Raw genomic sequence first — 21,851 nt, 5'->3', positions numbered from 1 at the left:
GCTTCGCGCCCGGCTGCGTGCACGCCCTATCGATCAGCGCTCTGGCGATTAGAGGATCATCAGTCCAGCAATTCGCGAACCCGCACGGCCAGATCTTTTGCCGTATAGGGTTTGCGCAGCCAGCTGCCCGGCGTTGCGAACTCGCGGCCGCCGAGACCTGGCTCGGCGTAGCCCGACGTAAAGAGGATCTTCAGGTCGGACCGCATGACGCGTGCTTCCTTGGCGAGTTCGTCGCCTGTCATGCCTCCAGGCATTACAATATCGGTGAACAAAAGGGCGATCGTGGGATCTTCAGCCAGGATCTCGAGCGCGGCCTGAGCGTTACCGACCTCGATAACCTTGTAGCCCATCGACGACAAGCGCGCGACGGCAACCCGGCGCACCCGAGCGTCGTCCTCGACCACCAGCACCGTCTCGGCGCCGCCCGGCAGCACATCACGCGAATCGGATCGCGTGTCGGGAACCTCAATTTTTGCCGCTGCTGCCTGAACCCAGGGAAGATAGATGCGGATCGTCGTGCCGCGCCCGACCTCGCTATAGAGCTGCAGATGACCGCCTGACTGCTTTACGAAGCCATAGACCATGCTGAGGCCGAGGCCCGTGCCAGAACCGACATCCTTGGTAGTGAAGAATGGTTCGAAGGCGTGCTCCTTGACCTCATCCGACATGCCGACGCCGGTATCGGTGACGGAAATGAGAACGAAGTCTCCGGTACGCACCTGCGGATACATTTTTGCGTAGTCCGCATCGAGATAGACGCGCTTGATTTCAGTTGTCAGACTGCCGCCGCGCGGCATTGCGTCGCGGGCGTTCAGCGCAATATTCAAAAGCGCGTTCTGAAGCTGGGAGCTGTCGACCAGTACATTGTGGTTCGAGCCGACAATGACCGTCTTCAGGTCGATGTTTTCGCCAAGCGTCCGCCGCAGCAGATCGGAAAAGCCCGATACGAGCTGCCCGAGGTCCGCAAGCGTCGGATTGAGCGGCTGGCGGCGCCCGAACGCCAAAAGTTGCTCCGTCAGCTTAGCCCCATCGCCGGCCGCGTCCTGCGCCTCCCGCAAGAGCAGGCTGAGCGGCCCCTCTGGAAGCTTCGCTTCAATCATTTCGAGGTTGCCGCTGATCACCGTCAGAAGATTGTTGAAGTCGTGGGCAATACCTCCAGTCAATTGCCCAACGGCTTCCATCTTTTGCGCCTGCCTGAGATCTTCCTCGATCTTGTATCGGCTCGTTAGATCGCGGACGAAGCCGGTGAATATCCGCTCACCGTTTGCAGTCGTCTCCCCGACATGAAGTTCCATCGGAAATTTCGAACCGTCGGCTCGCTGGCCGGTCACGACCCGACCGTAGCCGATAATGCGGCGCTCTCCCGTCCTGATGTAGCGCGAGAGATAACCATCGTGGGCGTCACGATCGGGGTTCGGCATAAGATTGCTGATGTTCCGACCGCAAATATCGTCTGCCTGGATGCCGAACAGCTTTTCTGCTGCAGTGCTGAACGAGATGACAATTCCGCGCTCATTGATCACGATCATAGCTTCGGGGACAGTCGCGAGAATGGACCGGAGGTGGGCCTCGCGCGCGTTAACCTCGCTCTGGGCCAGCTTGAGATCGCTGATGTCATTGTTGGTCTGGACGATGACTGCTTCGCCGTCGGAGAGATTCACCACCATGCAGCGCGACGCCACATAGACTTCATAGCCATCCTTGTGGCGATGGGTGATTTCGCCTTGCCACGAATTATTTTCGCGCAGTTGCCGGTGAATCTCTTCAATTGATTCGGGAAACTGCGTCGCAAGAAGGTCGTCAACGGCTTTGCCGACAGCCTCGTCACGCATCCAGCCATACATATTTTCGCATCCGGCCGACCATTCGGTGATGACGCCGTCAAAGCCCTGCACGATGATGTTGTTGGCGCCGCCCATGATGCGGACTATGGCGCCGAGTTCTTCGGGCGATGTTGTGCGCGGTGAAATGAAGCGATGCGGCATATCTGTTTAACCTGTCGAGCCCATTAGTGAATACTGCAGCTATGGCTCTTTTCCAAAGAGAAATCATCCCCATTGCCGGACAATTGAATGAGACGCTTCAGGCTCAGGATCTTGATGTCGTGGCGTCCAGTCGGGACGAGAACGTTGCGGCCGGCGAGTTTGCTGATGGTGCGCGACACCGTCTCAATGGTAAGGCCAAGATAGTCGGCGATGTCGAGCCTGTTCATCGGTAGGGTGACGAGGTCGCCTGCCGCATTCGTCATTTCCCGGGAGATGAGCTGGAGCAGGAAACTGCACAAGCGCTCCTCTGCGTTCTTCTTGGACAGCAGCACCATCTGATCGTGAGCCGCAGCCATTTCCTGACACAGCAGCGATATGAAATCGGGACGCAGACAGGCCGAGCGGGAGATTTCGTCATGGAAATTCTTCCGGGCGATGCGGCGGACCTTGCAATCCGTAACGGCCTCGGCGGTGTAGAGGTAGCGCTCCTGTAGCGACGTACCGACGAGGTCGCCTGGATAAAGAAAGGCAGTGATAACGCGCCTGCCATCGCCGATGATGCGGTAAAGCCGAATGACGCCTTCAGCAAGTTCAAAAAGGTGGCTTGTGGCGTCGCCTTCCCAAAACAGCGCCTTGCCGGCTTGAAGCACTTCCTGTGGAATAGAATGAAAAAGTGATTTCAGGGACATCTGTCCCGCAATGTCATTCACCGAACCCTTGATGGTTTCGAACGCGGTATTTTTTTGCATCAACATCTGTGAACCCTCTGTCCCATTTGATGAGGGCAATAAAAACGGTTCGCGTTACACCGGAATGCTCGCAGCGTGCGTATTGGTGCGAAAGTGTAACAGTTTGTAACAGCGCACAGATTTGCTGGGGATGGAGACCAATCCACACACTGCCAGTTCGCCCGCCGTGAACATTGGCGATCGTTGACATAGATCAAGGATCAGCCCCCGCGCTCGTGTCAGCTCTCCCAGTACAAGATCGGAAAGAAGATTGCGCTTTTGCGTCGTCGTCTGTGCTTGGGGACAACGAGATGAACTATACGATGGAAACCGTGATCATCGCCGTGTGTGCGTTCTTCGCGCTGCTCGGCGCTGCTTTTGCGCACGACCACCTCTTTGCAGCACACATGTGGGTGCTGTTCTTCGTGCTGATGGGAAGCACGCTTGTGCTTCTTCGACGCGTCAATTTTGCGCCGGCGGGCCAGCGACCCAAGCCAGCTTCGTCCGAATATTTCGACGAAGTTGTTCGATACGGCATCATCGCCACTGTGTTTTGGGGCGTGGTCGGCTTTTTCGTCGGGGTCGTCGTCGCCCTTCAGCTCGCCTATCCCGATCTGAACATCGCTCCATATTTCAACTTTGGGCGTCTGCGGCCGGTCCACACGTCCGCAGTCATTTTCGCTTTCGGCGGCAACGCGCTGATTGCCACATCCTTCTATGTCGTCCAGAGGACCTGTCGGGCCCGCCTTTTCGGTGGCAACCTCGGCTGGTTCGTATTCTGGGGCTACCAGCTCTTCATCGTCATGGCCGCGACCGGCTATCTCTTGGGCATTACCGAGGGGCGGGAATATGCAGAGCCCGAGTGGTATGTCGACATCTGGCTGACGATCGTCTGGGTCGCCTATCTTCTTGCATTCCTCGGAACACTTTTGAAGCGCAAGGAACCGCACATCTATGTCGCGAACTGGTTCTACCTGGGCTTCATCGTCACCGTGGCGATGCTGCATGTCGTCAACAACCTGTCCGTGCCGGCTTCCTTGCTCGGCTCGAAGAGCTATTCAGCGTTCTCCGGCGTTCAGGATGCTCTGACCCAGTGGTGGTACGGCCACAATGCGGTTGGCTTCTTCCTGACCGCTGGCTTCCTGGGCATGATGTATTATTTCGTGCCGAAGCAGGCGAACCGGCCGGTCTATTCCTACCGCCTGTCGATCATCCACTTCTGGGCCTTGATCTTCATGTACATCTGGGCAGGTCCGCATCACCTGCACTACACAGCGCTGCCGGATTGGGCGCAGACGCTCGGAATGGTGTTTTCCGTCATGCTCTGGATGCCCTCGTGGGGCGGTATGATCAACGGCCTGATGACGCTCTCTGGCGCCTGGGACAAGATCCGCACAGACCCGATCATCCGCATGATGATCATGGCAATCGCCTTTTATGGGATGTCGACCTTCGAAGGTCCCATGATGTCGGTCAAGGCTGTCAACTCTCTCAGCCACTATACGGAATGGACGATCGGTCACGTCCACTCGGGCGCACTCGGCTGGGTCGGCATGATCACCTTCGGGGCCGTCTACTATCTGACACCGAAGCTTTGGGGACAGGAGCGTCTCTACAGTCTGCGCATGGTCAACTGGCACTTCTGGCTCGCGACACTTGGTATCGTCATCTATGCCGCCGTGCTTTGGGTGGCCGGCATCCAGCAGGGCCTCATGTGGCGCGAATACAACAGCCAGGGCTTCCTCGTCTATTCCTTCGCCGAGACCGTCGCCGTCATGTTCCCATATTACCTGCTGCGAGCCTTGGGAGGAATTCTCTATCTCGCGGGCGGTCTGATCATGGCCCTCAATGTCTACATGACCATCCGTGGTTACCAACGCAATGAGGCGCCGATGCCGGGTGCCCTCGTCGCCCAGCCTGCCGAGTGAGGAACGACCATGTCGATACTTGAGAAACACCAGATCATAGAAAAGAACGCGACGCTCCTGCTGGTGGGATCGCTCCTGGTTGTCAGCGTTGGCGGGATCGTCGAAATTGCGCCGCTGTTCTACCTGCAGAACACGATCGAAAAGGTGGAGGGGATGCGTCCCTATACGCCACTGGAACTGGCCGGCCGCAACATCTACGTGCGCGAGGGCTGCTACGTCTGCCACAGCCAGATGATCCGGCCATTCCGAGACGAAGTCGAACGCTACGGACATTATTCACTCGCAGCCGAATCGATGTACGACCATCCCTTCCAATGGGGTTCAAAGCGGACCGGACCAGATCTTGCACGTGTCGGTGGTCGGTATTCGAACGAATGGCAGGTCCAGCACCTTGCCGATCCGCGCGCGGTCGTGCCGGAATCGATCATGCCAAGCTACGCCTTCCTCAAGACCAACGAGGTCGCGGCGAAGGATGTCGGCATGGATCTCAAGGCAAACAGAGTTGTAGGTGTGCCTTATACCCCGGCCATGATCGCCAACGCCGAGGCCGACATGAAATTGCAGGCGGATCCCAACGCCGACACCACGGCGCTGCTCGAACGCTATCCGAAGGCCAAGACCGGCGACTTCGACGGTGACCCTTCGAAGCTGACGGAGATGGACGCTCTGGTGGCCTACCTGCAGATGCTAGGCACCTTGGTCGATTATTCGACTTATGACGACGCAACCGGATATCGCTGAGGAACGCTCATGGAAACCTACACAACAATGCGCCACTTCGCCGACAGTTGGGGCCTCCTCGCTATGACGCTGTTCTTCATTGGCGTTGTCCTTTTCACGCTCCGTCCGGGTGGCAGGGAAAGCGCCAATGAAGCCGCAAGCATACCTTTGAAGGATGACTGATATGTCGGACAAACATGTTGACGAATTCAGCGGCGTCGAAACCACCGGCCATGAATGGGACGGTATCCGCGAGCTGAACAATCCCATGCCGCGGTGGTGGGTCTGGACGTTCTATGCGACGATCCTGTGGGCGGTGGGCTATGCCATCGCTTATCCTTCCATTCCGCTTTTGACCAAGGCCACCGATGGGCTGCTCGGCTCTTCGAGCCGTGCCGATCTTACGCAGGAAGTAGAGACGGCAAAATCCACCCAGACCACCTATCTCGACCAGATTGCCGCAAAGACGGTCGGCGAAATCGACGCGGATCCCAATCTGCGGCAATTTGCCATCTCGGGTGGCGCTTCCGCTTTCAAGGTCAATTGTGTGCCGTGCCATGGTAGTGGCGCAGCCGGCGGCCCTGGGTTCCCGAACCTGAACGATGACGATTGGCTATGGGGCGGCGATCTTGAATCAATCCAAAAGACCATCGCCCACGGCGTCCGTTTCGACGGTGACGGCGACACCCAAGTGTCCGAGATGCCTGCGTTTGCTGATGTCCTCGACGCCACGCAAACCCGCAACGTCGCTGCCTATGTCTGGAGCCTGACAAAAACGTCGTCCGATATAGAGATGGCAAGCGCCGGCAAGCAGGCTTTTCTCGACAATTGCGCGGCCTGTCACGGCGAAGATGGCAAGGGCAGCAACGACATGGGAGCGCCCAATCTGGCCGATGCCATCTGGCTGAAAGGGGAGGGCGAAGAGGCGATCACCCGCCAGATCATCGCTCCAAAACATGGCATGATGCCGGCCTGGGCCGCCCGCCTTGGCGAGACGACCGTGAAAGAACTGACCGTCTTCGTGCATTCGCTGGGCGGCGGAAAATAGGAGATCATTATGTCCAAACGCGATACCAATCCGCTGATTTCGCTCTACGGAACGCCGCGTTCGGTCGTCCACACGCGCGTTTCCGTTCGGGCCAAGATGCCTGTCACGGCAGATGAGGAAAAGGACGACTCGGAGAGGCTTGGTCAGGCGATGATCAGTTTGACCTGTCTCAAGGATCAGTCGACCACAAGCCGCTAATAGGCGGACATCCGCTGCAGGTCTCTCGCTGCGGCCTCCTGGCCACGCCTTCGCGCGTGGCTTTTTTTGCACGTGAGCGTTCGGCGTCGGCTGGCCTGCTTCTTGACCTACGTCAAGGAAGGCGGCGCTGCGGAATGCGACAAGGGGGCATCAATGATGGATGCTGACGATGAATCTCTACACCGCCCCGGCCCCACGCGACAAGAACACGGTCGAACACCTTCAGGTGGAACCGGTCAACGCGGCGCGCAATCGTCAGCCTCTTTATGCAGCGCGTGAGAAGGTTTTCCCCAAGCGGGCGGAAGGCCACTTCCGCCGCTTCAAATGGATCGTGATGCTGATCACGCTCGGGATTTACTATCTCTCACCATGGTTGCGGTGGGACAGAGGTCCTTACGCGCCCGACCAGGCGATCCTGATCGATCTGTCCTTACGGCGCTTCTTTTTTTTCTTCATCGAGATTTGGCCGCAGGAATTCTTTTACGTGGCCGGCCTGCTGGTCATGGCGGGCTTTGGCTTGTTTCTGGTGACGTCCGCAGTCGGGCGAGCATGGTGCGGCTATGCCTGTCCCCAGACGGTATGGGTCGATCTGTTTCTCGTCATCGAGCGCGCCATCGAGGGCGACCGCAACGCACGGATCAAACTCGACAATGCGCCATGGAGCACCGGCAAATTATTGAAGCGCGTCGCCAAGCACGCGATCTGGCTCGGCATCGGTGCAGCAACCGGCGGCGCATGGATTTTCTACTTTGCTGACGCGCCAACATTGGCACTGAGTTTCTTTTCGGGCCAGGCACCGGCCGTCGCCTATGCAACCGTCGCCACGCTTACCACAACGACCTATGTGCTCGGCGGTCTGATGCGCGAGCAGGTCTGCACATACATGTGTCCGTGGCCGCGGATCCAGGGCGCCATGATCGACGAAAACTCCCTCGTCGTCACCTATAACGACTGGCGCGGCGAGCCGCGCTCCCGTCATGCCAAGAAAGCGGTCCTTTCGGGCCAGGCCGTTGGAGACTGCGTCGACTGCAATGCCTGCGTCGCCGTCTGCCCAATGGGCATCGATATCCGCGACGGTCAGCAAATGGAATGCATCACCTGCGCGCTCTGCATCGATGCCTGCGATGGTGTCATGGACAAGCTGAACAAGCCGCGCGGCCTCATCGCCTATGCAACACTGAGCGAATATGCCGCCAACATGGCGCTTGCCACCGACAATGGAAAGACCGGTGTTCAGCCTCAGCGCGTTCGCGATGACGACGGAAACTTCATCGCCGCAATCCGGCATTTCAATTGGCGCGTCATCTTCAGGCTGCGCGTAGTCTTTTACGCTGCCGTCTGGGCAGCAGTTGGCATCGGTATGCTCGTCCATCTCGCACTGCGCGAGCGGCTTGACCTCAACGTGGTGCACGACCGAAACCCTCAGTTCGTTCTCGAATCAGACGGCTCGATCCGTAACGGCTACACGCTTCGTATTCTCAACATGCTGCCGCAGCCCCGCACGATTGCCTTGCATATTGAAGGAATGGATGGCGCGACGATGAAGATTCCGGAACTGTCGGAAGAGGAGAGCCGGCATTTCATGATTGAAACGAAGCCCGACACGGCAATGGCGCTCAAGGTCTTCGTCACAAGCAAGAATGCCTCCAGTGCCCTCAGCGAATTTCTTTTCGTGGCCGAAGACCCGGTCGGCACGGATCGCTCGGTCTACAAAGCCGCCTTCAATTCGCCAGGAGCCAGAAAATGAGCGAGCACCAGATCACCAACGGCAAAGGCTTTACCGGCCGCCACATGCTTTTCATCATGCTTTCCTTCTTCGGCATCATCATTTCCGTCAACATGACGATGGCCTGGTACGCCTCGTCGAGCTGGAGCGGCCTGGTGGTGAAAAATGCCTATGTCGCAAGCCAGGAATTCAACAAGAAGGCGCAGGCAATGCGCGCTATGGCCACAAGCGGCGTTTCTGGCGAATTCGCGCTTCAAGACGGGTTGATCGTTTATGGGTTGCGCGATCGCGGCGGTTCGCCAGCCGCCGCTGACGAGGTCACGGCGCATTTCAGGCGGCCGGTCGGCGACCAGGAGGATTTCGTCATTCGATTGCGGAAGAGACCTGACGGCCATTTCGAAGCGCGCCACCGCGTCCTGTCGGGCGATTGGATCGTTGAAGTCATTTCGAAGAACGAGGGCGTGACCGTGATGCACGAGGCACTCAGGATCAATACCGCGGGGTTCGTCCAATGACATGCTGCACCATGGATGTAGAAGGCGTGCTGTCGCTGAGCAGCAACGTGATCAGCGCCGAGGAGGCACTGCTGGCCAGCCAGCCTTTGGGCTCCGGTCTCAGGCAATCGGATTTCAGCGTCCCAGGCGTTCACTGCGGCGCCTGCATCTCGACCATCGAAAAGGCGCTGACGCAGTTGCCTTATGTCAAGGGCGCGCGGGTAAACCTCACGGCAAAGCGCGTGAGCTGCGTATGGCACGAGGAGATGAACGGCAAGCCGGTCAATCCAGCCGGCATTCTGTCTGCAATTGCGCGCTGCGGCTATCAAGCGCATTTGTTCACGGCTGACTTGAGCGACGATGATCGCGTTCGCAATCAACTGCTGCTGGCCGTCGGTGTCTCGGGCTTTGCTGCGGCAAACATTATGCTGCTTTCCGTATCGATCTGGTCCGGGGCGGAGGCTGCAACGCGCGACATGTTCCATTGGATATCGGCAATGATCGCGGCGCCCACGCTGATTTATGCCGGCCGTTTCTTCTATCAATCCGCATGGAACGCTTTAAAGCACGGCCGTACCAATATGGATGTGCCTATATCGCTCGCCGTGACGCTTTCTTATTCGATGTCGCTCTGGGAAACGATCCACCATGGTGAGCACGCCTGGTTCGATGCATCTGTGTCCCTGCTGTTTTTCCTGTTGATTGGCCGCACTCTCGATCACGTCATGCGCGACAAGGCACGTGCGGCAATCACCGGCCTGGCGCGGCTTGCCCCGCGAGGCGCGCTCCTGATCAACCGGGACGGCCCCAAGCGTTATGTGCCGTTGGACGAAATCAGTATCGGCGATTTGATTGCCGTGCCGGCCGGCGAACGTATTCCGGTCGATTCCACCGTCGTTACCGGCAAGAGCGAGATCGACCTTTCGATCGTCACGGGCGAGAGCATTCCGATCGCGGTATCGACGGGAAGCGAACTGAAGTCCGGTGCGATGAACCTGACGGGATCGTTGACGATCAAGGCAGCGGCGACTGCAAGAAACTCGTTGCTTGCCGAGATCATCGGCCTGATGGAAGCCGCAGAAGGCGGCCGCGCCCGCTACCGGCGCATCGCCGATCGCGCCGCGAGCTATTATTCGCCGGCCGTTCATCTCCTGGCACTGGTATCCTTTCTCGGTTGGGGTCTGATCGGGGGCGATTGGAAGCAAGCGATGCTGGTGGCCGTCGCCGTCTTGATCATCACGTGCCCCTGCGCGCTCGGCCTGGCGGTTCCCGTTGTTCAGGTCGTGGCTGCCGGGAGGCTGTTCCGGCGAGGCATTATGGTCAAGGACGGCTCGGCCATGGAACGCCTGGCGGAGATCGATATGGTCGCCTTCGACAAGACCGGCACCCTGACGATGGGGCAGCCGCGTCTCGCTTACCACACGCATGCCGGCCCAGGTGAACTGGCCGTTGCCGCCGGCCTGGCGGCTCATTCCCGGCATCCATTGTCACAGGCACTTTGGCGCGAGGCCGGACCAAATGTCCTGGCATTTGATGAGGTCGAGGAGATCCCGGGCGCTGGACTGGAAGCCGAATGCGGGAAAGGAATCTACCGTCTCGGCAACGCGGCCTTTGCTTGCCCGGGAAGTCCGCGAGGCGCACAACAGAGCGATGCATTCTCCGAGGTCGTCCTATCGAAGGATGGGATCGAGCTTGTACGCTTTTACTTCGAGGATACCCTGCGGCCAGGTGCCGATGGCGCGATCGAGAGCCTTGCGCGTGAGGGGTTTGCCGCGATTATGATGTCGGGCGACCGGCAATGTGTCGTCGAGGCGACAGCCAAGACGCTCAAGATCGACCGCTGGCTTGCAGGATTGACGCCCCGGGGAAAGATGGAGGAATGCGAACGTCTGGGCAAGCTCGGCCATCGCGTCCTGATGGTCGGTGACGGGATCAACGACGCACCGGCGCTCTCGGTAGCTCACGTGTCGATGGCACCGTCGACGGCGGCAGATGTCGGCCGGCAGGCAGCAGACCTGGTCTTCATGCACGATAGCCTTGAGGCCGTGCCCGAGGCGATCTCCGTGTCGCGCCTGGCGGCTCGGTTCATCCGGCAGAACTTCGCGCTGGCGATTGGTTACAACATCATCGCCGTGCCGATCGCAATCGCGGGCTATGCGACGCCTCTGGTCGCGGCCGTGGCGATGTCGACATCGTCGCTCATCGTAATCGCAAATGCCCTGCGAATGAACGAAAGGGCAAAGGTCCCTGGCAGGCGCCATGCGATCCGCAATACGAAGCATTCGGCCGTGGGGGGCGTGTGGCCATGAACATGTTGATTTACCTCATTCCGATCGCGCTCTTCATGGGAGGATTGGGCCTTTTTGGTTTCCTGTGGTCTCTGAAGAACGGCCAGTACGACGATCTCGAGGGAGCGTCATGGCGCATTCTCGATGACGAGGATGAAAAGACGCCCCGGCCGTAAGGGTATGACCGTTGCCAGGAGCGGCGGATCGTTGCCGCCGGCCGCTACATCTGGCGCAGAGCCGCGATATCGTCGATGCGCACCGTTCTGCCTTTGACAGTGACGCCCGCTTCCTTGAGCGCACCGAATGCGCGCGAAAGTGCTTCAGGAGCAAGGCCGAGCTTGCCGGCGAGCAAGCTCTTTTGGTAGGGGAGACGAACGGTTTCGCTTGGTTTTCCTGCCGAACATTGGCTTAAAAGATAGTTGGCAACCCGCTGAGGCGCGGTGTGTAAACGGTCACTAGCTACACATTCCATCGTCGCAAGCAGATGGTCGGCCATCAACTGCATGATGTTCCTATCCAGAGCTCGGTCCTCTTGCGCCAAGCGTCTCACGCCGTCGATGGTAAAGCGTGCTAGCGCCACGTTACCTGCCGCCTGGGCGTTGTAGGCATAGACGCCACCGCCGCCAATCAGATATTCGGCGAAAGTATCACGCGGCTCACAGATCCTGATGTCTGCTGCGCGACCGATCTCGTTCGTCTTGAACAAGCGAACATAGGCTTGGAGAACGCAAAAGAACGAGTCTGCTCTTTGGCCTTCCCGGATGATGAAATCGCGAGGCTCGTACCTGGTGATGTCAGCCAGCTTGAGCAGCCTGTTGGCGGTGTTGCTGCCCAGCCCGGCAAATAGCTTTGAACGCGCCAATACGGACGTCTCGACGGACATTTTCCTACCCTTGTTGAATCCCAAACCTGATTTAGCCTGCGCAAGCGAATTCCTGTTTGATCTTGATCAACCGCCCAGGCGAGAAAAGACCGCAAAACTGGATCTTTCGTGGTCCTTGCGAGCCGCTTGACCATTCTTTGGGGAGAAGCATGATCGGCGACGTTCCCATTTCCCGAGAAATTCGATAATTGAGGAAAGCAACTGGTGGTTCGCGGGTGTCTTTCGGAAAAGCCCTAGGGAATGTAGAAATGACGGACAGGCAATCCGAGCATATTTTGGTCGTAGATGACGACGCCCGGATTCGGCAGATGCTGATCCGCTATTTTGAGGACGAAGGATATCGCGTCACGGCGGTCGCCGATGGGACGGCCATGCACGCTGAGCTCGCGAAGACCGACTTTACAGCGATTTTCCTCGATCTGGTTTTACCTGGCGGCCAAAACGGACTTCAGTTGGTGCGGGAAGTCCGCGCAAGTTCGGACGTGCCTATTTTGATGCTGACAGGCCGCGACGATGTGACCGACAAAGTCGTAGGCCTCGAAGTCGGAGCAGATGATTACATCGCCAAACCATTCCACCTTCGCGAGGTTCTTGCCCGGCTGAGAACCATCTTGCGCCGCCGCCAGCCTGCCGAACGCCCGGCAGTGCCGCAGGCCGGCGATGACGGCGTCCTGGAATTCGATGGATGGCAACTTCATATCCATCGGCGCAAGTTGACGGACCCTTCTGGACAAGACACACCGCTGACAACCGGGGAGTTCGATATACTGCTCGTCTTTGCGCGCAACCCAGGCCGCGTGCTGTCGCGCGAAACGCTGATGGATCTCACGCGCAGCCGCAACCTCGAAGCGTTTGATCGAACGATCGACGCACAAATTGCCAGGCTGCGCAGAAAAATCGAACAGGATCCCAAGAACCCGACCATCGTCCAGTCCGTTCGCGGCGTCGGCTATGTCTTTACCGGCGGCCGCCGATAAACGTCGTCACAACGCTGGTTATTTGATTACTGTCAATGTTGGCGGCGGTTGAAGCGCCTATGTCCGTCGAAAACGGGATAATAATCGAAGAACTGGATGCAGATGTTCCTTTGGCTTGCATTTGCGGCTCTGACAGCTGCCGTTGCGGCTGTGCTGTTTACGCCGTTCAATGGACGGCTCGCAGTGACTGGCCGGCGCGCCACAAGCGCGTCGCTGGTCTACCGCGATCAACTGTTGGAAGTTGACCGAGATCTGGCGTCCGGATTAATCGGCGTACTCGAAGCCGATTACGCAAAGGCCGAGATCGCCCGGCGCCTTATCTGCGCTACCAAGCCGGAAAACGGCGCGACCGGTTTTTTTCGCGCATCGCCAAAGTGGCTGAAATGGACCATCGTTGTCTTTCTGCCTTTTGTCTCGATTTCCCTTTATTTGCCGCTCGGCCGTCCTGATGTGCCGTCGCGGCCGTTGGCGGGTCGGCTGGCGGATCCTGGCAACGACATGGCGGTGCTGATTGTGAAGGCGGAGCGGCATCTTTCGGAGAATCCGGATGACGGCAGGGGCTGGGACGTGCTGGCGCCGATCTATTACAATGCGATGCGCATCGCCGATGCGGAGAAGGCCTACCGCAATGCCATCCGGCTGCTCGGGCCGAGCCCGATCCGTCTTGACGGGCTGGCCGAAACGCTGATGGCGGGCGCCAACGGTGTCGTGACCGAGGAGACGCGCAAGGTGCTGGAGCAGTCGCTTTCGCTCGAGCCTGACAATGCGCGTGCGAAGTTCTACGTGGCGCTGAGCCTGGAGCAGGCGGGGCAACCGGGGCAGGCGAAGGTGGCTTTCGAGGCGCTGGCGCAAGAATCGCCCGCCGATGCGCCATGGCTGCCGCTGGTCAACGAGCATATCGCCAAAAACGGCGGCGCTCCGGTGGTGGCGGACGGCAAGGCGCCGGGCAATCCAACAGAGGAAGATGTCGCAGCGGCGCAGGATATGAGCAGCAGTCAGCAGCAGCAGATGATCCGCGGCATGGTGGAAAGCCTCGATGCAAAGCTTGTTGCAGAGCCGAACAATTTCGAGGGCTGGATGCGGCTTGTCCGTTCCTATGCGGTCTTGAACGACAAGGATCGTGCCGCAAGCGCGCTGAAGCGCGCCCTTTCGGCCTTTCCTGCCGAAGGCGAAGAGGGCAGGCAGCTGATGGCGCTGGCGCGCGAACTCGGCATTGCGGCGGAAGGAGGAACGGAATGACGCGCAAGCAGAAGCGCCTTGCGGTGATTGGCGGCGGCATGGGCTTCATCCTCGCCGCGGTGCTGCTCGTCATGTTCGCCTTCAGCCAGTCGGTCGCCTATTTCTACATGCCGGCCGACCTTGCCAAAACACCGGTAGCGCCGGAGACGCGCATCCGCCTCGGCGGGCTGGTCGGCGAGGGCAGCGTCGTGCGCGGCGCAGGCTCGACGGTGGAATTCGCCGTCACCGACGGCAGCGGCGATCAGGTAAAGGTCAAATATACCGGCATCCTGCCCGACCTGTTCCGCGAAGGGCAGGGGGTCGTGACGGAAGGCAAGTTTGCGGCCGGCAGCCGGGAGTTCATGGCCGATACGGTGCTTGCCAAGCACGACGAGAAATACATGCCGAAGGACGTTGCCGACCGGCTGAAGGCGCAGGGTCTGTGGCAGGAAGGCGAGGGTACGCAATGATCATCGAGATCGGTCACTACGCACTTGTCCTGGCGCTGGCGGCAGCGATCGTTGTTTCGCTGGTGCCGGCAATCGGCGCGCGCAGACTTGACCAGGCGATGATGGATGTCGCGCCGCTCGGCTCCCTCGTGCTCTTTGCGCTGGTGACCTTCTCCTTTTGCGTTTTGACCTATGCCCATGTGGTCTCCGACTTTACCGTCCGGAACGTCTGGGAGAACTCGCATTCGCTGGTGCCGCTGATCTACAAATATTCCGGCGTCTGGGGCAATCACGAAGGCTCGATGATGCTGTGGCTGCTGATCCTTGCGCTGTTCAGCGCCCTGGTGGCGCTCTTCGGCCGCAATCTGCCGGACAGGCTGAAGGCCAATGTGCTTTCGGTTCAGGCGTGGATCTCCGCCGCCTTCATCCTCTTCATCCTGTTGACCTCCAACCCGTTCGTCCGTCTCGATCCGGCACCGGCCGAGGGCCGCGACCTCAATCCGGTGCTGCAGGATATCGGGCTCGCCATCCATCCGCCGCTGCTTTATCTCGGTTATGTCGGCTTTTCGGTGTGCTTCTCCTTTGCCGTCGCCGCCTTGATCGAAGGCCGGATCGATGCCGCCTGGGCGCGCTGGGTCAGGCCCTGGACACTGGCGGCCTGGACCTTCCTGACGCTCGGCATCGCCATGGGCTCCTACTGGGCCTATTACGAACTCGGCTGGGGCGGCTGGTGGTTCTGGGATCCGGTCGAAAACGCCTCCTTCATGCCATGGCTTGCCGGAACCGCACTCTTGCATTCGGCGCTGGTGATGGAAAAGCGCGAGGCGCTGAAGATCTGGACCGTGCTGCTTGCAATCCTTACCTTCTCGCTGTCGCTGCTCGGCACCTTCCTGGTGCGCTCCGGCGTCTTGACCTCGGTGCATGCCTTTGCCAGCGACCCGAGCCGCGGCGTCTTCATTCTTTGCATTCTCATGCTCTTCATCGGCGGAGCGCTGTCGCTGTTTGCGTTTCGCGCACCGCGTTTGAGTGCGGGCGGCCTGTTTGCGCCGGTCTCGCGCGAAGGCGCCTTGGTGCTGAACAACCTGATCCTCACGGTTGCCTGCGGCACCGTCTTGACCGGGACACTCTATCCGCTGCTTCTGGAGACGCTCACCGGCGACAAGATCTCCGTTGGCGCGCCGTTCTTCAACATGACCTTCGGGCTCTTGATGGCACCGTTGCTCGTCGCCGTGCCGTTCGGTCCGCTGCTTGCCTGGAAGCGCGGCGACCTTCTGGGCGTGCTGCAGCGGCTCTATGTCGTGGCAGGGGTTGCCTTCGCCGCGGCGATCGCCGTCTTCTACATCGAGCACGGCGGGCCGGTGCTGTCGGTGCTCGGGCTGGCGGCCGGGCTGTTCCTGGTCGCAGGTGCGGCTGCCGATCTGTGGTATCGCGCCGGCATCGGCAAGGTGAAGGCGCATGTCGCCTGGAAGCGGCTGACAGGCCTGCCGCGCTCGGCCTTCGGCACCGCACTTGCGCATGCCGGACTTGGCGTTAGCGTCATCGGCATCGTTGCGGTGTCGGCCTTTTCGACCGAGCATGTGCTCGAGATGAAGCCGGGCGAGACCACCGAGGCTGGAGGCTACACGCTTTCCTTCGACGGTCTCAAGCCGGCGAAAGGGCCGAACTATAGCGAGGAGCGCGGACACTTCACGGTGCGGCGCGGCGGCGCCGTGGTCGCCGATACCTGGTCGGCGAAGCGCCTTTATGCCGCCCGCCAGATGCCGACGACGGAAGCCGGCATCCTCACCTTCGGGGCAAGCCAGCTCTACGTGTCGCTCGGCGATCCGACCAAGGACGGCGGCATCGTCGTGCGCATCTGGTGGAAACCGTTCATCCTGTTGATCTGGGGCGGGACGCTGCTGATGGCGGTGGGTGGCTTCGTGTCGCTCTCCGACCGGCGGCTGCGCGTCGGCGCCCCGCGCCGCAAGGCAAGACCGCTAAAACCGGTCATGGAGGCGACGGAATGATCCGGCCGATCCTCTTCGCCATCGCGTTGTTTCTTTCCGCAGCACCGGCCTTTGCCGTCAATCCCGACGAGGTGCTGGCCGACCCGGCGCTCGAGGCGCGTGCCCGCTCGCTGTCGGCCGAACTGCGCTGCATGGTCTGCCAGAACCAGTCGATCGACGATTCCAATGCCGACCTCGCCAAGGACCTCAGGCTGCTGGTGCGCGAGCGTATCACCGATGGCGACACCGACGAGGAGGTACTGAACTACATCGTTTCGCGCTACGGCGAATTCGTGCTGCTGAAGCCTCGGCTCAGTACCCGCACCATGCTGCTTTGGGGCGCGCCAGTGCTCCTTGTGATGGTTGGTTTTGCCGCGATCGTCTTTACACGCCGCCAGCACGCGGCTCCCCACGTGGCCTTGCTGACCAAGGCCGAACAGAAAGACCTTCAAGGCCCTCGCTGCGATTGATCAACGGTCTTCGGTCGCCTGCAAAGCTCGCTCGAAATTTGATTCGGCTTAAAGAAAGCCGCAGCCTCGGCAGAAGAATGGTGAGCGCTTGGCGGTTCGTCTTGATTTATGTCAAGACCATCAAGTTCGATAAGCGCTAGTTGATTGATTGTTCGTGGCTATGGAGCACATGCATGGATTTCGAAGGATTTTTTAGGAGCGAGCTGGACGGGCTTCACAAGGAAGGCCGCTATCGGGTTTTCGCCGATCTCGAGCGTCATCGCGGCGGCTTTCCGCGCGCCACGCGCCACACGGCGGACGGTCAGAAGGACGTTACCGTCTGGTGTTCCAACGACTATCTCGGCATGGGCCAGAACCCGAAGGTGATCGAGGCGATGAAGAACGCCATCGACCACTGTGGCGCGGGTGCGGGAGGCACCCGGAATATCTCTGGCACTAATCACTACCATGTGCTGCTCGAGCGCGAGCTGGCCGATCTGCACGGCAAGGAAGCAGCACTGATCTTCACCTCCGGCTATGTCTCCAACTGGGCGTCGCTCGGCACGCTCGGCGCCAGGATCCCCGGACTGATCATCTTCTCCGACGCGCTGAACCATGCCTCGATGATCGAAGGCATCCGCCATGCGAAATGCGGCAAGGTGATCTGGAAGCACAACGACGTCGCCGATCTCGAAGCCAAGCTTGCGGCCGCCGATCCGAAGGCGCCGAAGCTGATCGCCTTCGAATCCGTCTATTCGATGGATGGCGATATCGCGCCGATCAAGGAGATCTGCGATCTCGCCGACAAATATGGCGCGATGACCTATCTCGACGAAGTGCATGCTGTCGGCATGTATGGTCCGCGCGGCGGCGGCATTGCCGAGCGCGAGGGGCTGATGGACCGGCTGACCATCATCGAAGGCACGCTCGGCAAGGCCTTCGGCGTCATGGGCGGCTATATCGCCGCCTCAACGGCGCTGTGCGATTTCATCCGCTCGTTTGCCTCCGGCTTCATCTTCACGACGGCGCTGCCGCCGGCGCTTGCTGCCGGTGCGGTGGCCTCGATCCAGCACCTGAAAGTCAGCCAGTTCGAGCGCGCCCGCCATCAGGACCGGGTGCGCAAGCTGAGATCATTGCTTGACCAGCGCGGCATCCCGCATATGCCGAACCCGAGCCACATCGTGCCGGTCTTGGTCGGCGATGCGGCGAAGTGCAAATGGATCTCGGATCTGCTGCTCGACAATTTCGGCGTCTATGTCCAGCCGATCAACTATCCGACGGTGCCGAAGAAGACCGAACGGCTACGCATCACCCCGACGCCGCTGCATTCCGATGCCGACATCGAACAGCTGGTCGCAGCACTCCACTCCCTCTGGTCGCGCTGCGCGCTCGCAAGGCAGGTCGCATAAATGCTCCAACGGTTTATCCCAAAGGCTAAATTCGTCTGTCCAATCATCCTCGGTGGGCCATCTCCATGACAAGGCGCGCACGCGCATTCAGCTGCAGGAGATCGGCAAGTTGGATGTGACGATCGCGCTCGACGATTTCGGCACAGGCTATTCCTCGCTCGATACGATGCGCGTTTTCCCCTTCGACAAGATCAAGCTCGACCGTAGCTTCGCCATTCGCCCCGACCAACTCGATGAAGATATTCATCTTCAATTGCGCCAATCATATGCAAAACCCATATTAATTTGTTTGTTTTTGCGTATGATTAGCGGATGCCATCTCTCGAGATTACATCGAAAAAAGGTAACAAGCGGGTACTCGACGTTTACCCGCGCAGAGGCTTTGGCTGAGCTGTCGCTTAAACCCAACGCCTTCACTGCAGCTTTGACACGTCAAATCTCCAAGAAGAGATTAGCCAATCCGAGGCATGGATTTTACATCATCCTGCGGCCTGAGGACAAGATTGCCGGTGCTCCAGATCCGGCGCGCTGGATCGAGCCGCTGATGAAATATCTGGGCATAGACTACCGGATTCCCTTCTTACGCGCGGCCGCGATGCACGGCTCCTCGCACCGGGCCGCGATGGTGCTTCAAGTTGTCGTCCCGCAGCAGTTCCGCTCGATCGTGATCGGGCGCCACCGCATCCCAGTTCATCTATTTGACGCCCGCCATCTTTAGCGCAACCAACCAAAAGGAATGGCTGACTTCCCTGAAAACGGATGCCGGCTACGCTCAGGCTGCAGGCGTGGAGCTAACGCTTCTGGACTGCATCCGCTACTTTAAGCGCGCCACGGGTATCAATGGTGTTGCGCAAATTGCGAAGGACATCGGCGACAGAGCGAATCCGAAGAAGTTGGCGTCGATTGCGCAGCACTTCGGAAATACGTCAGTCCGACGCCTCGGCTATTTGCTCGAATTGTCGAAACACAAAAAACAGGCTGACGCATTGCAACCATTTGCCAAGCAAACGGACAAGTATACGCCACTCGATCCATCGGTAAGGCCTCTGATCGAGGGCCTTTCCATTTCTGAAACAAGAGATGATCGGTGGCGTCTCGACATCAATGAAACCGTGGAGATCGATTTTTGATCCCGAATTCGCATCTAACAGTCTGGGCTACCCAGGCGCCTTGGCCGGACTCTCGCCAGATCGAACAAGATCTCATTATTTCTCGCGCGCTCTGTAACCTCTTTTCGGCACCGAAGCTCCAAGGCAAGATCGCCTTTCGAGGTGGCACGGCAATCAACAAACTGCTTTTCAAACGGCCCTTGCGCTATTCAGAAGATATCGATTTGGTTCCAATCGATGCAATCCGCGGCGCTCTGTCATGGCTAGGAAAGTTCAAGAGAGAGCAGGCGGGCCATTCTACGCACCTCATCTTCCGGTTCGCACCGGAGGCGGAGCTTGAACCGACACTCAAGCTAAAGGTGGAGATAAACACACGCGAGCACAAATCGTTGTTTGGGACGCGCATACCCCCTCAAGGTAGAGAATGGGTGGTTCGTCTGTGCCGCCGATATCGTATGATATGACAAGGAAGAGCTGTTTGGCACAAAGCTCCGGGCTCTCCTGCAGCGGAGAAAGAACCGCGATCTCTTTGATCTACATGAAGGTTGGCGCGAGCTTTCTCTCGACGCGGGGCGGCTTGTCGCTGCTTTCGAGCATTACCTTTCGCTCGAGGAGAATGTAATCTCGCGGGCGAACGCGGAGCAAAGAATGCTTGAAAAGCTGACAAAAAGCCTGACAGAGGACATCGCGCCCTTGGCTTCCGCCAGGCGTAGAATTCACGGGCGACGATGCGATTCATGCGTTCGGCGTCATTTGGACCCATGTCTTACCGCTGTTCAAAGGTGAGCCATGGACGTCGTCGGAAAAAGCGACAGAGCAAATTCGCGAGAAGAAATTCCCTCGGCTTCTCCTGTGGCCGACAGCCAGGTAAAAGGTTGAAATTGACAGAGAATATCTTCGCCGGGCGCCCGTCATGGTGCCGCTTGATAAGCGGGTCCGCGGTTCATATCCCGCTTGATCAACGCCGCCGAGATACTTGGGATTCGCGGCGTTTTGGTGCATGCGATTTCGGATGACGCACGAGCCTTCTACGAAGCGGTTGGCTTTCTGCCTTCCCCGTCCGACCCCATGATGCTGCTGGTCGGGTTGCATGACCTCAACAATGCGCTGACTTCCTGACCAAGCTGATTGCTAGATCGCTGAAATCAAATCCTGACCTCCGGCGCAAGAAATGAGGTGCCGAGGGTTCCGATCTGTTCAAGATCTGGGCTTGGCGGACGATTTTCTGGGTATGAGGGTCGGAGCCGAAATACGGACTCGATCGTCAGCTGAAATGGCGCCGCTCGTGAGCAGATCCAAAGCGTTTGACGCAATCTGCTCGAAGGGGACGCGCAGTGTCGTGAGCGGTGTCGGAAGATGGCTGACGATCGGGATATCGTTGTATCCGACGACTGAGACATCGTTGGGTACGGATACTCCGAGGCGTGACAGGCCGGAAAGAGCACCGATTGCGGTGTTGTCGTTCACGGCAAAGATCGCCGTCGGACGATCTTCGAGGCGCATGAGCTGCAGGGCCGCATCCGCTCCGGCGTCGATCCCGAAGGTCGACGGCACAATGCGATCCGCGCGGACCGAGATGGCGGCCTCTTCCAGTGCCTGCCTGTAGCCTTCGACGCGCCCGCGCGAGCTGGAGGCATATGAAGGACCGGCAATTACTCCGATACGACGATGACCGAGGTCCAGGAGGTGGCGTGTCGCCAGATATCCGCCCAGCCTGTCGTCGCCCACCGAAGACAGGCTCCGTCCATCCGTACGCAACGCCAGGACAAAAGGTACACCTCGGGCAACCAGCTCGTCAGGAAAATCGTCATCCTCGCGTGCAGTCGAAAGAATCAAGCCGTCGACGCCTCGTTTCAGAAGTGACTCGGCAGCAAGTCTGTCGGCCTGGGGTTTATCATCGGTTGTCGCGACAATGGCGAAGCGGCCACTTTTGCTGCACGCTTTTGCCAGGGACTCGTAGAGCATTGCCATGACGGTATCGGTCAGCCGGGGCACGATCACGCCAACCGTCATCGTGTTGCCGCGTCGGAGGCTCGCCGCAGAGACGTCTCTGACATAACCCATGTCTTCTGCGATTTTCCGGACGCGGCGCGAGGTTTCGTTGTCGGATCGGGGAAGTCGCTCATCGAGGATCCGCGACACTGTAGATTTTGAAACGCCAGCAGCCGACGCAACGTCGAGGATAGTCACCCGTGTCTGGCGGTTCGCTTCTTCGGGCTTTGAATCCATTTCACTTTTTTCCATTTACGGCGCTCTC

23 protein-coding genes and 2 pseudogenes are annotated in these 21,851 nt (G+C 59.2%); 21 read left to right on the top strand and 4 right to left on the bottom strand.

Annotation, left to right across the window (positions count from 1 at the left end; all coding sequences use genetic code 11):
- Positions 1–59 precede the first annotated feature (59 nt).
- Together RGR602_RS33280 and RGR602_RS33275 are read right to left on the bottom strand one after the other, a co-directional pair.
- A complete protein-coding gene (locus RGR602_RS33280; protein ID WP_040116173.1) occupies positions 60–1,985 on the bottom strand; it encodes a hybrid sensor histidine kinase/response regulator in 1,926 nt (641 codons plus the stop codon).
- 23 nt (positions 1,986–2,008) lie between these two features.
- A complete protein-coding gene (locus tag RGR602_RS33275) occupies positions 2,009–2,740 on the bottom strand; it encodes a Crp/Fnr family transcriptional regulator (RefSeq protein ID WP_040116172.1) in 732 nt (243 codons plus the stop codon).
- Positions 2,741–3,024: 284 nt separating this feature from the next.
- Between RGR602_RS33275 and ccoN the strand changes: the two genes are divergently transcribed.
- The 9 genes from ccoN to ccoS all read left to right on the top strand — a co-directional run bounded on the left by ccoN (position 3,025) and on the right by ccoS (position 11,291).
- A complete protein-coding gene (gene ccoN / locus RGR602_RS33270; RefSeq protein WP_040116699.1) occupies positions 3,025–4,641 on the top strand; it encodes a cytochrome-c oxidase, cbb3-type subunit I in 1,617 nt (538 codons plus the stop codon).
- A gap of 9 nt (positions 4,642–4,650) precedes the next feature.
- Positions 4,651–5,382, top strand: a complete 732-nt coding sequence (gene ccoO / locus RGR602_RS33265; protein WP_040116171.1) for a cytochrome-c oxidase, cbb3-type subunit II — start codon at positions 4,651–4,653, stop codon at positions 5,380–5,382.
- A gap of 9 nt (positions 5,383–5,391) precedes the next feature.
- Positions 5,392–5,544, top strand: a complete 153-nt coding sequence (locus RGR602_RS33260; protein ID WP_040116170.1) for a CcoQ/FixQ family Cbb3-type cytochrome c oxidase assembly chaperone — start codon at positions 5,392–5,394, stop codon at positions 5,542–5,544.
- Between the two features lies 1 nt (position 5,545).
- Complete coding sequence (ccoP, locus tag RGR602_RS33255) at positions 5,546–6,409, top strand: cytochrome-c oxidase, cbb3-type subunit III (RefSeq protein WP_040116169.1); 864 nt, start codon at positions 5,546–5,548, stop codon at positions 6,407–6,409.
- Positions 6,410–6,418: 9 nt separating this feature from the next.
- Complete coding sequence (locus RGR602_RS33250; protein WP_040116168.1) at positions 6,419–6,607, top strand: hypothetical protein; 189 nt, start codon at positions 6,419–6,421, stop codon at positions 6,605–6,607.
- A 169-nt stretch (positions 6,608–6,776) separates the two neighbouring features.
- The gene (gene ccoG, locus RGR602_RS33245) at positions 6,777–8,354 is read left to right on the top strand and encodes a cytochrome c oxidase accessory protein CcoG (protein ID WP_040116698.1); all 1,578 of its coding nucleotides are present in this window, start codon (positions 6,777–6,779) and stop codon (positions 8,352–8,354) included.
- Complete coding sequence (locus RGR602_RS33240; RefSeq protein WP_040116167.1) at positions 8,351–8,848, top strand: FixH family protein; 498 nt, start codon at positions 8,351–8,353, stop codon at positions 8,846–8,848. The genes ccoG and RGR602_RS33240 overlap by 4 nt, the downstream gene beginning before the upstream one ends.
- On the top strand, positions 8,845–11,136 hold the full coding sequence (locus RGR602_RS33235) for a cation-translocating P-type ATPase (RefSeq protein WP_040116166.1): 2,292 nt from the start codon (positions 8,845–8,847) through the stop codon (positions 11,134–11,136). The genes RGR602_RS33240 and RGR602_RS33235 overlap by 4 nt, the downstream gene beginning before the upstream one ends.
- Entirely contained in the window at positions 11,133–11,291 is a 159-nt protein-coding gene (gene ccoS / locus RGR602_RS35215; protein ID WP_063828742.1) for a cbb3-type cytochrome oxidase assembly protein CcoS, read from the top strand. Before RGR602_RS33235 ends, ccoS begins: the two co-directional genes overlap by 4 nt.
- A 44-nt stretch (positions 11,292–11,335) precedes the next feature.
- Here the strand turns inward: ccoS and RGR602_RS33230 are convergent, their stop codons facing one another.
- Positions 11,336–11,998, bottom strand: coding sequence for a Crp/Fnr family transcriptional regulator (locus RGR602_RS33230; RefSeq protein ID WP_040116165.1), 663 nt, complete (start codon positions 11,996–11,998; stop codon positions 11,336–11,338).
- 248 nt (positions 11,999–12,246) lie between these two features.
- On the opposite strand from RGR602_RS33230, the gene RGR602_RS33225 reads away from it, so the two are divergent.
- The 12 genes and pseudogenes from RGR602_RS33225 to RGR602_RS33180 all read left to right on the top strand — a co-directional run bounded on the left by RGR602_RS33225 (position 12,247) and on the right by RGR602_RS33180 (position 20,713).
- Positions 12,247–12,975 (top strand): response regulator, encoded by a 729-nt coding sequence (locus tag RGR602_RS33225; RefSeq protein ID WP_040116164.1) that lies wholly within the window; start codon positions 12,247–12,249, stop codon positions 12,973–12,975.
- Between the two features lie 102 nt (positions 12,976–13,077).
- Positions 13,078–14,214, top strand: coding sequence for a c-type cytochrome biogenesis protein CcmI (ccmI, locus tag RGR602_RS33220; RefSeq protein WP_040116697.1), 1,137 nt, complete (start codon positions 13,078–13,080; stop codon positions 14,212–14,214).
- Positions 14,211–14,663, top strand: a complete 453-nt coding sequence (ccmE, locus tag RGR602_RS33215; RefSeq protein WP_039844359.1) for a cytochrome c maturation protein CcmE — start codon at positions 14,211–14,213, stop codon at positions 14,661–14,663. The genes ccmI and ccmE overlap by 4 nt, the downstream gene beginning before the upstream one ends.
- Positions 14,660–16,648 carry a heme lyase CcmF/NrfE family subunit gene (locus RGR602_RS33210; protein WP_039844360.1) on the top strand — a complete coding sequence of 663 codons (1,989 nt, stop codon included), beginning with the start codon at positions 14,660–14,662 and terminating at the stop codon, positions 16,646–16,648. The genes ccmE and RGR602_RS33210 overlap by 4 nt, the downstream gene beginning before the upstream one ends.
- Positions 16,645–17,097, top strand: coding sequence for a cytochrome c-type biogenesis protein (locus tag RGR602_RS33205; RefSeq protein WP_040116163.1), 453 nt, complete (start codon positions 16,645–16,647; stop codon positions 17,095–17,097). Before RGR602_RS33210 ends, RGR602_RS33205 begins: the two co-directional genes overlap by 4 nt.
- Before the next feature lie 173 nt (positions 17,098–17,270).
- Positions 17,271–18,485: a 5-aminolevulinate synthase gene (gene hemA / locus RGR602_RS33200; protein WP_040116162.1), complete on the top strand. Its 1,215-nt coding sequence runs from the start codon at positions 17,271–17,273 to the stop codon at positions 18,483–18,485.
- 91 nt (positions 18,486–18,576) lie between these two features.
- Positions 18,577–18,696: pseudogene (locus tag RGR602_RS39060) on the top strand (EAL domain-containing protein); the annotation flags it as partial.
- A gap of 90 nt (positions 18,697–18,786) precedes the next feature.
- The gene (locus RGR602_RS39335) at positions 18,787–19,203 is read left to right on the top strand and encodes a type IV toxin-antitoxin system AbiEi family antitoxin domain-containing protein (RefSeq protein WP_267285126.1); all 417 of its coding nucleotides are present in this window, start codon (positions 18,787–18,789) and stop codon (positions 19,201–19,203) included.
- Positions 19,184–19,615: a type IV toxin-antitoxin system AbiEi family antitoxin domain-containing protein gene (locus tag RGR602_RS39330; RefSeq protein ID WP_040116160.1), complete on the top strand. Its 432-nt coding sequence runs from the start codon at positions 19,184–19,186 to the stop codon at positions 19,613–19,615. Before RGR602_RS39335 ends, RGR602_RS39330 begins: the two co-directional genes overlap by 20 nt.
- On the top strand, positions 19,612–20,058 hold the full coding sequence (locus RGR602_RS39980; RefSeq protein ID WP_052451879.1) for a nucleotidyl transferase AbiEii/AbiGii toxin family protein: 447 nt from the start codon (positions 19,612–19,614) through the stop codon (positions 20,056–20,058). The genes RGR602_RS39330 and RGR602_RS39980 overlap by 4 nt, the downstream gene beginning before the upstream one ends.
- A gap of 7 nt (positions 20,059–20,065) precedes the next feature.
- Positions 20,066–20,380 (top strand): annotated as a pseudogene (locus RGR602_RS39975) (nucleotidyl transferase AbiEii/AbiGii toxin family protein); the annotation flags it as partial.
- Positions 20,381–20,548: 168 nt separating this feature from the next.
- Complete coding sequence (locus tag RGR602_RS33180; protein ID WP_052451878.1) at positions 20,549–20,713, top strand: hypothetical protein; 165 nt, start codon at positions 20,549–20,551, stop codon at positions 20,711–20,713.
- A 78-nt stretch (positions 20,714–20,791) separates the two neighbouring features.
- Here the strand turns inward: RGR602_RS33180 and RGR602_RS33175 are convergent, their stop codons facing one another.
- The gene (locus RGR602_RS33175; RefSeq protein ID WP_040116159.1) at positions 20,792–21,823 is read right to left on the bottom strand and encodes a LacI family DNA-binding transcriptional regulator; all 1,032 of its coding nucleotides are present in this window, start codon (positions 21,821–21,823) and stop codon (positions 20,792–20,794) included.
- Positions 21,824–21,851: the final 28 nt, after the last annotated feature.

The organism is Rhizobium gallicum bv. gallicum R602sp, from assembly GCF_000816845.1.
GTDB classification, from domain to species: Bacteria; Pseudomonadota; Alphaproteobacteria; order Rhizobiales; family Rhizobiaceae; genus Rhizobium; species Rhizobium gallicum.
Note: the sequence above shows the minus strand (reverse complement) of the source record. Positions and strands in the feature narration are given on the sequence as shown.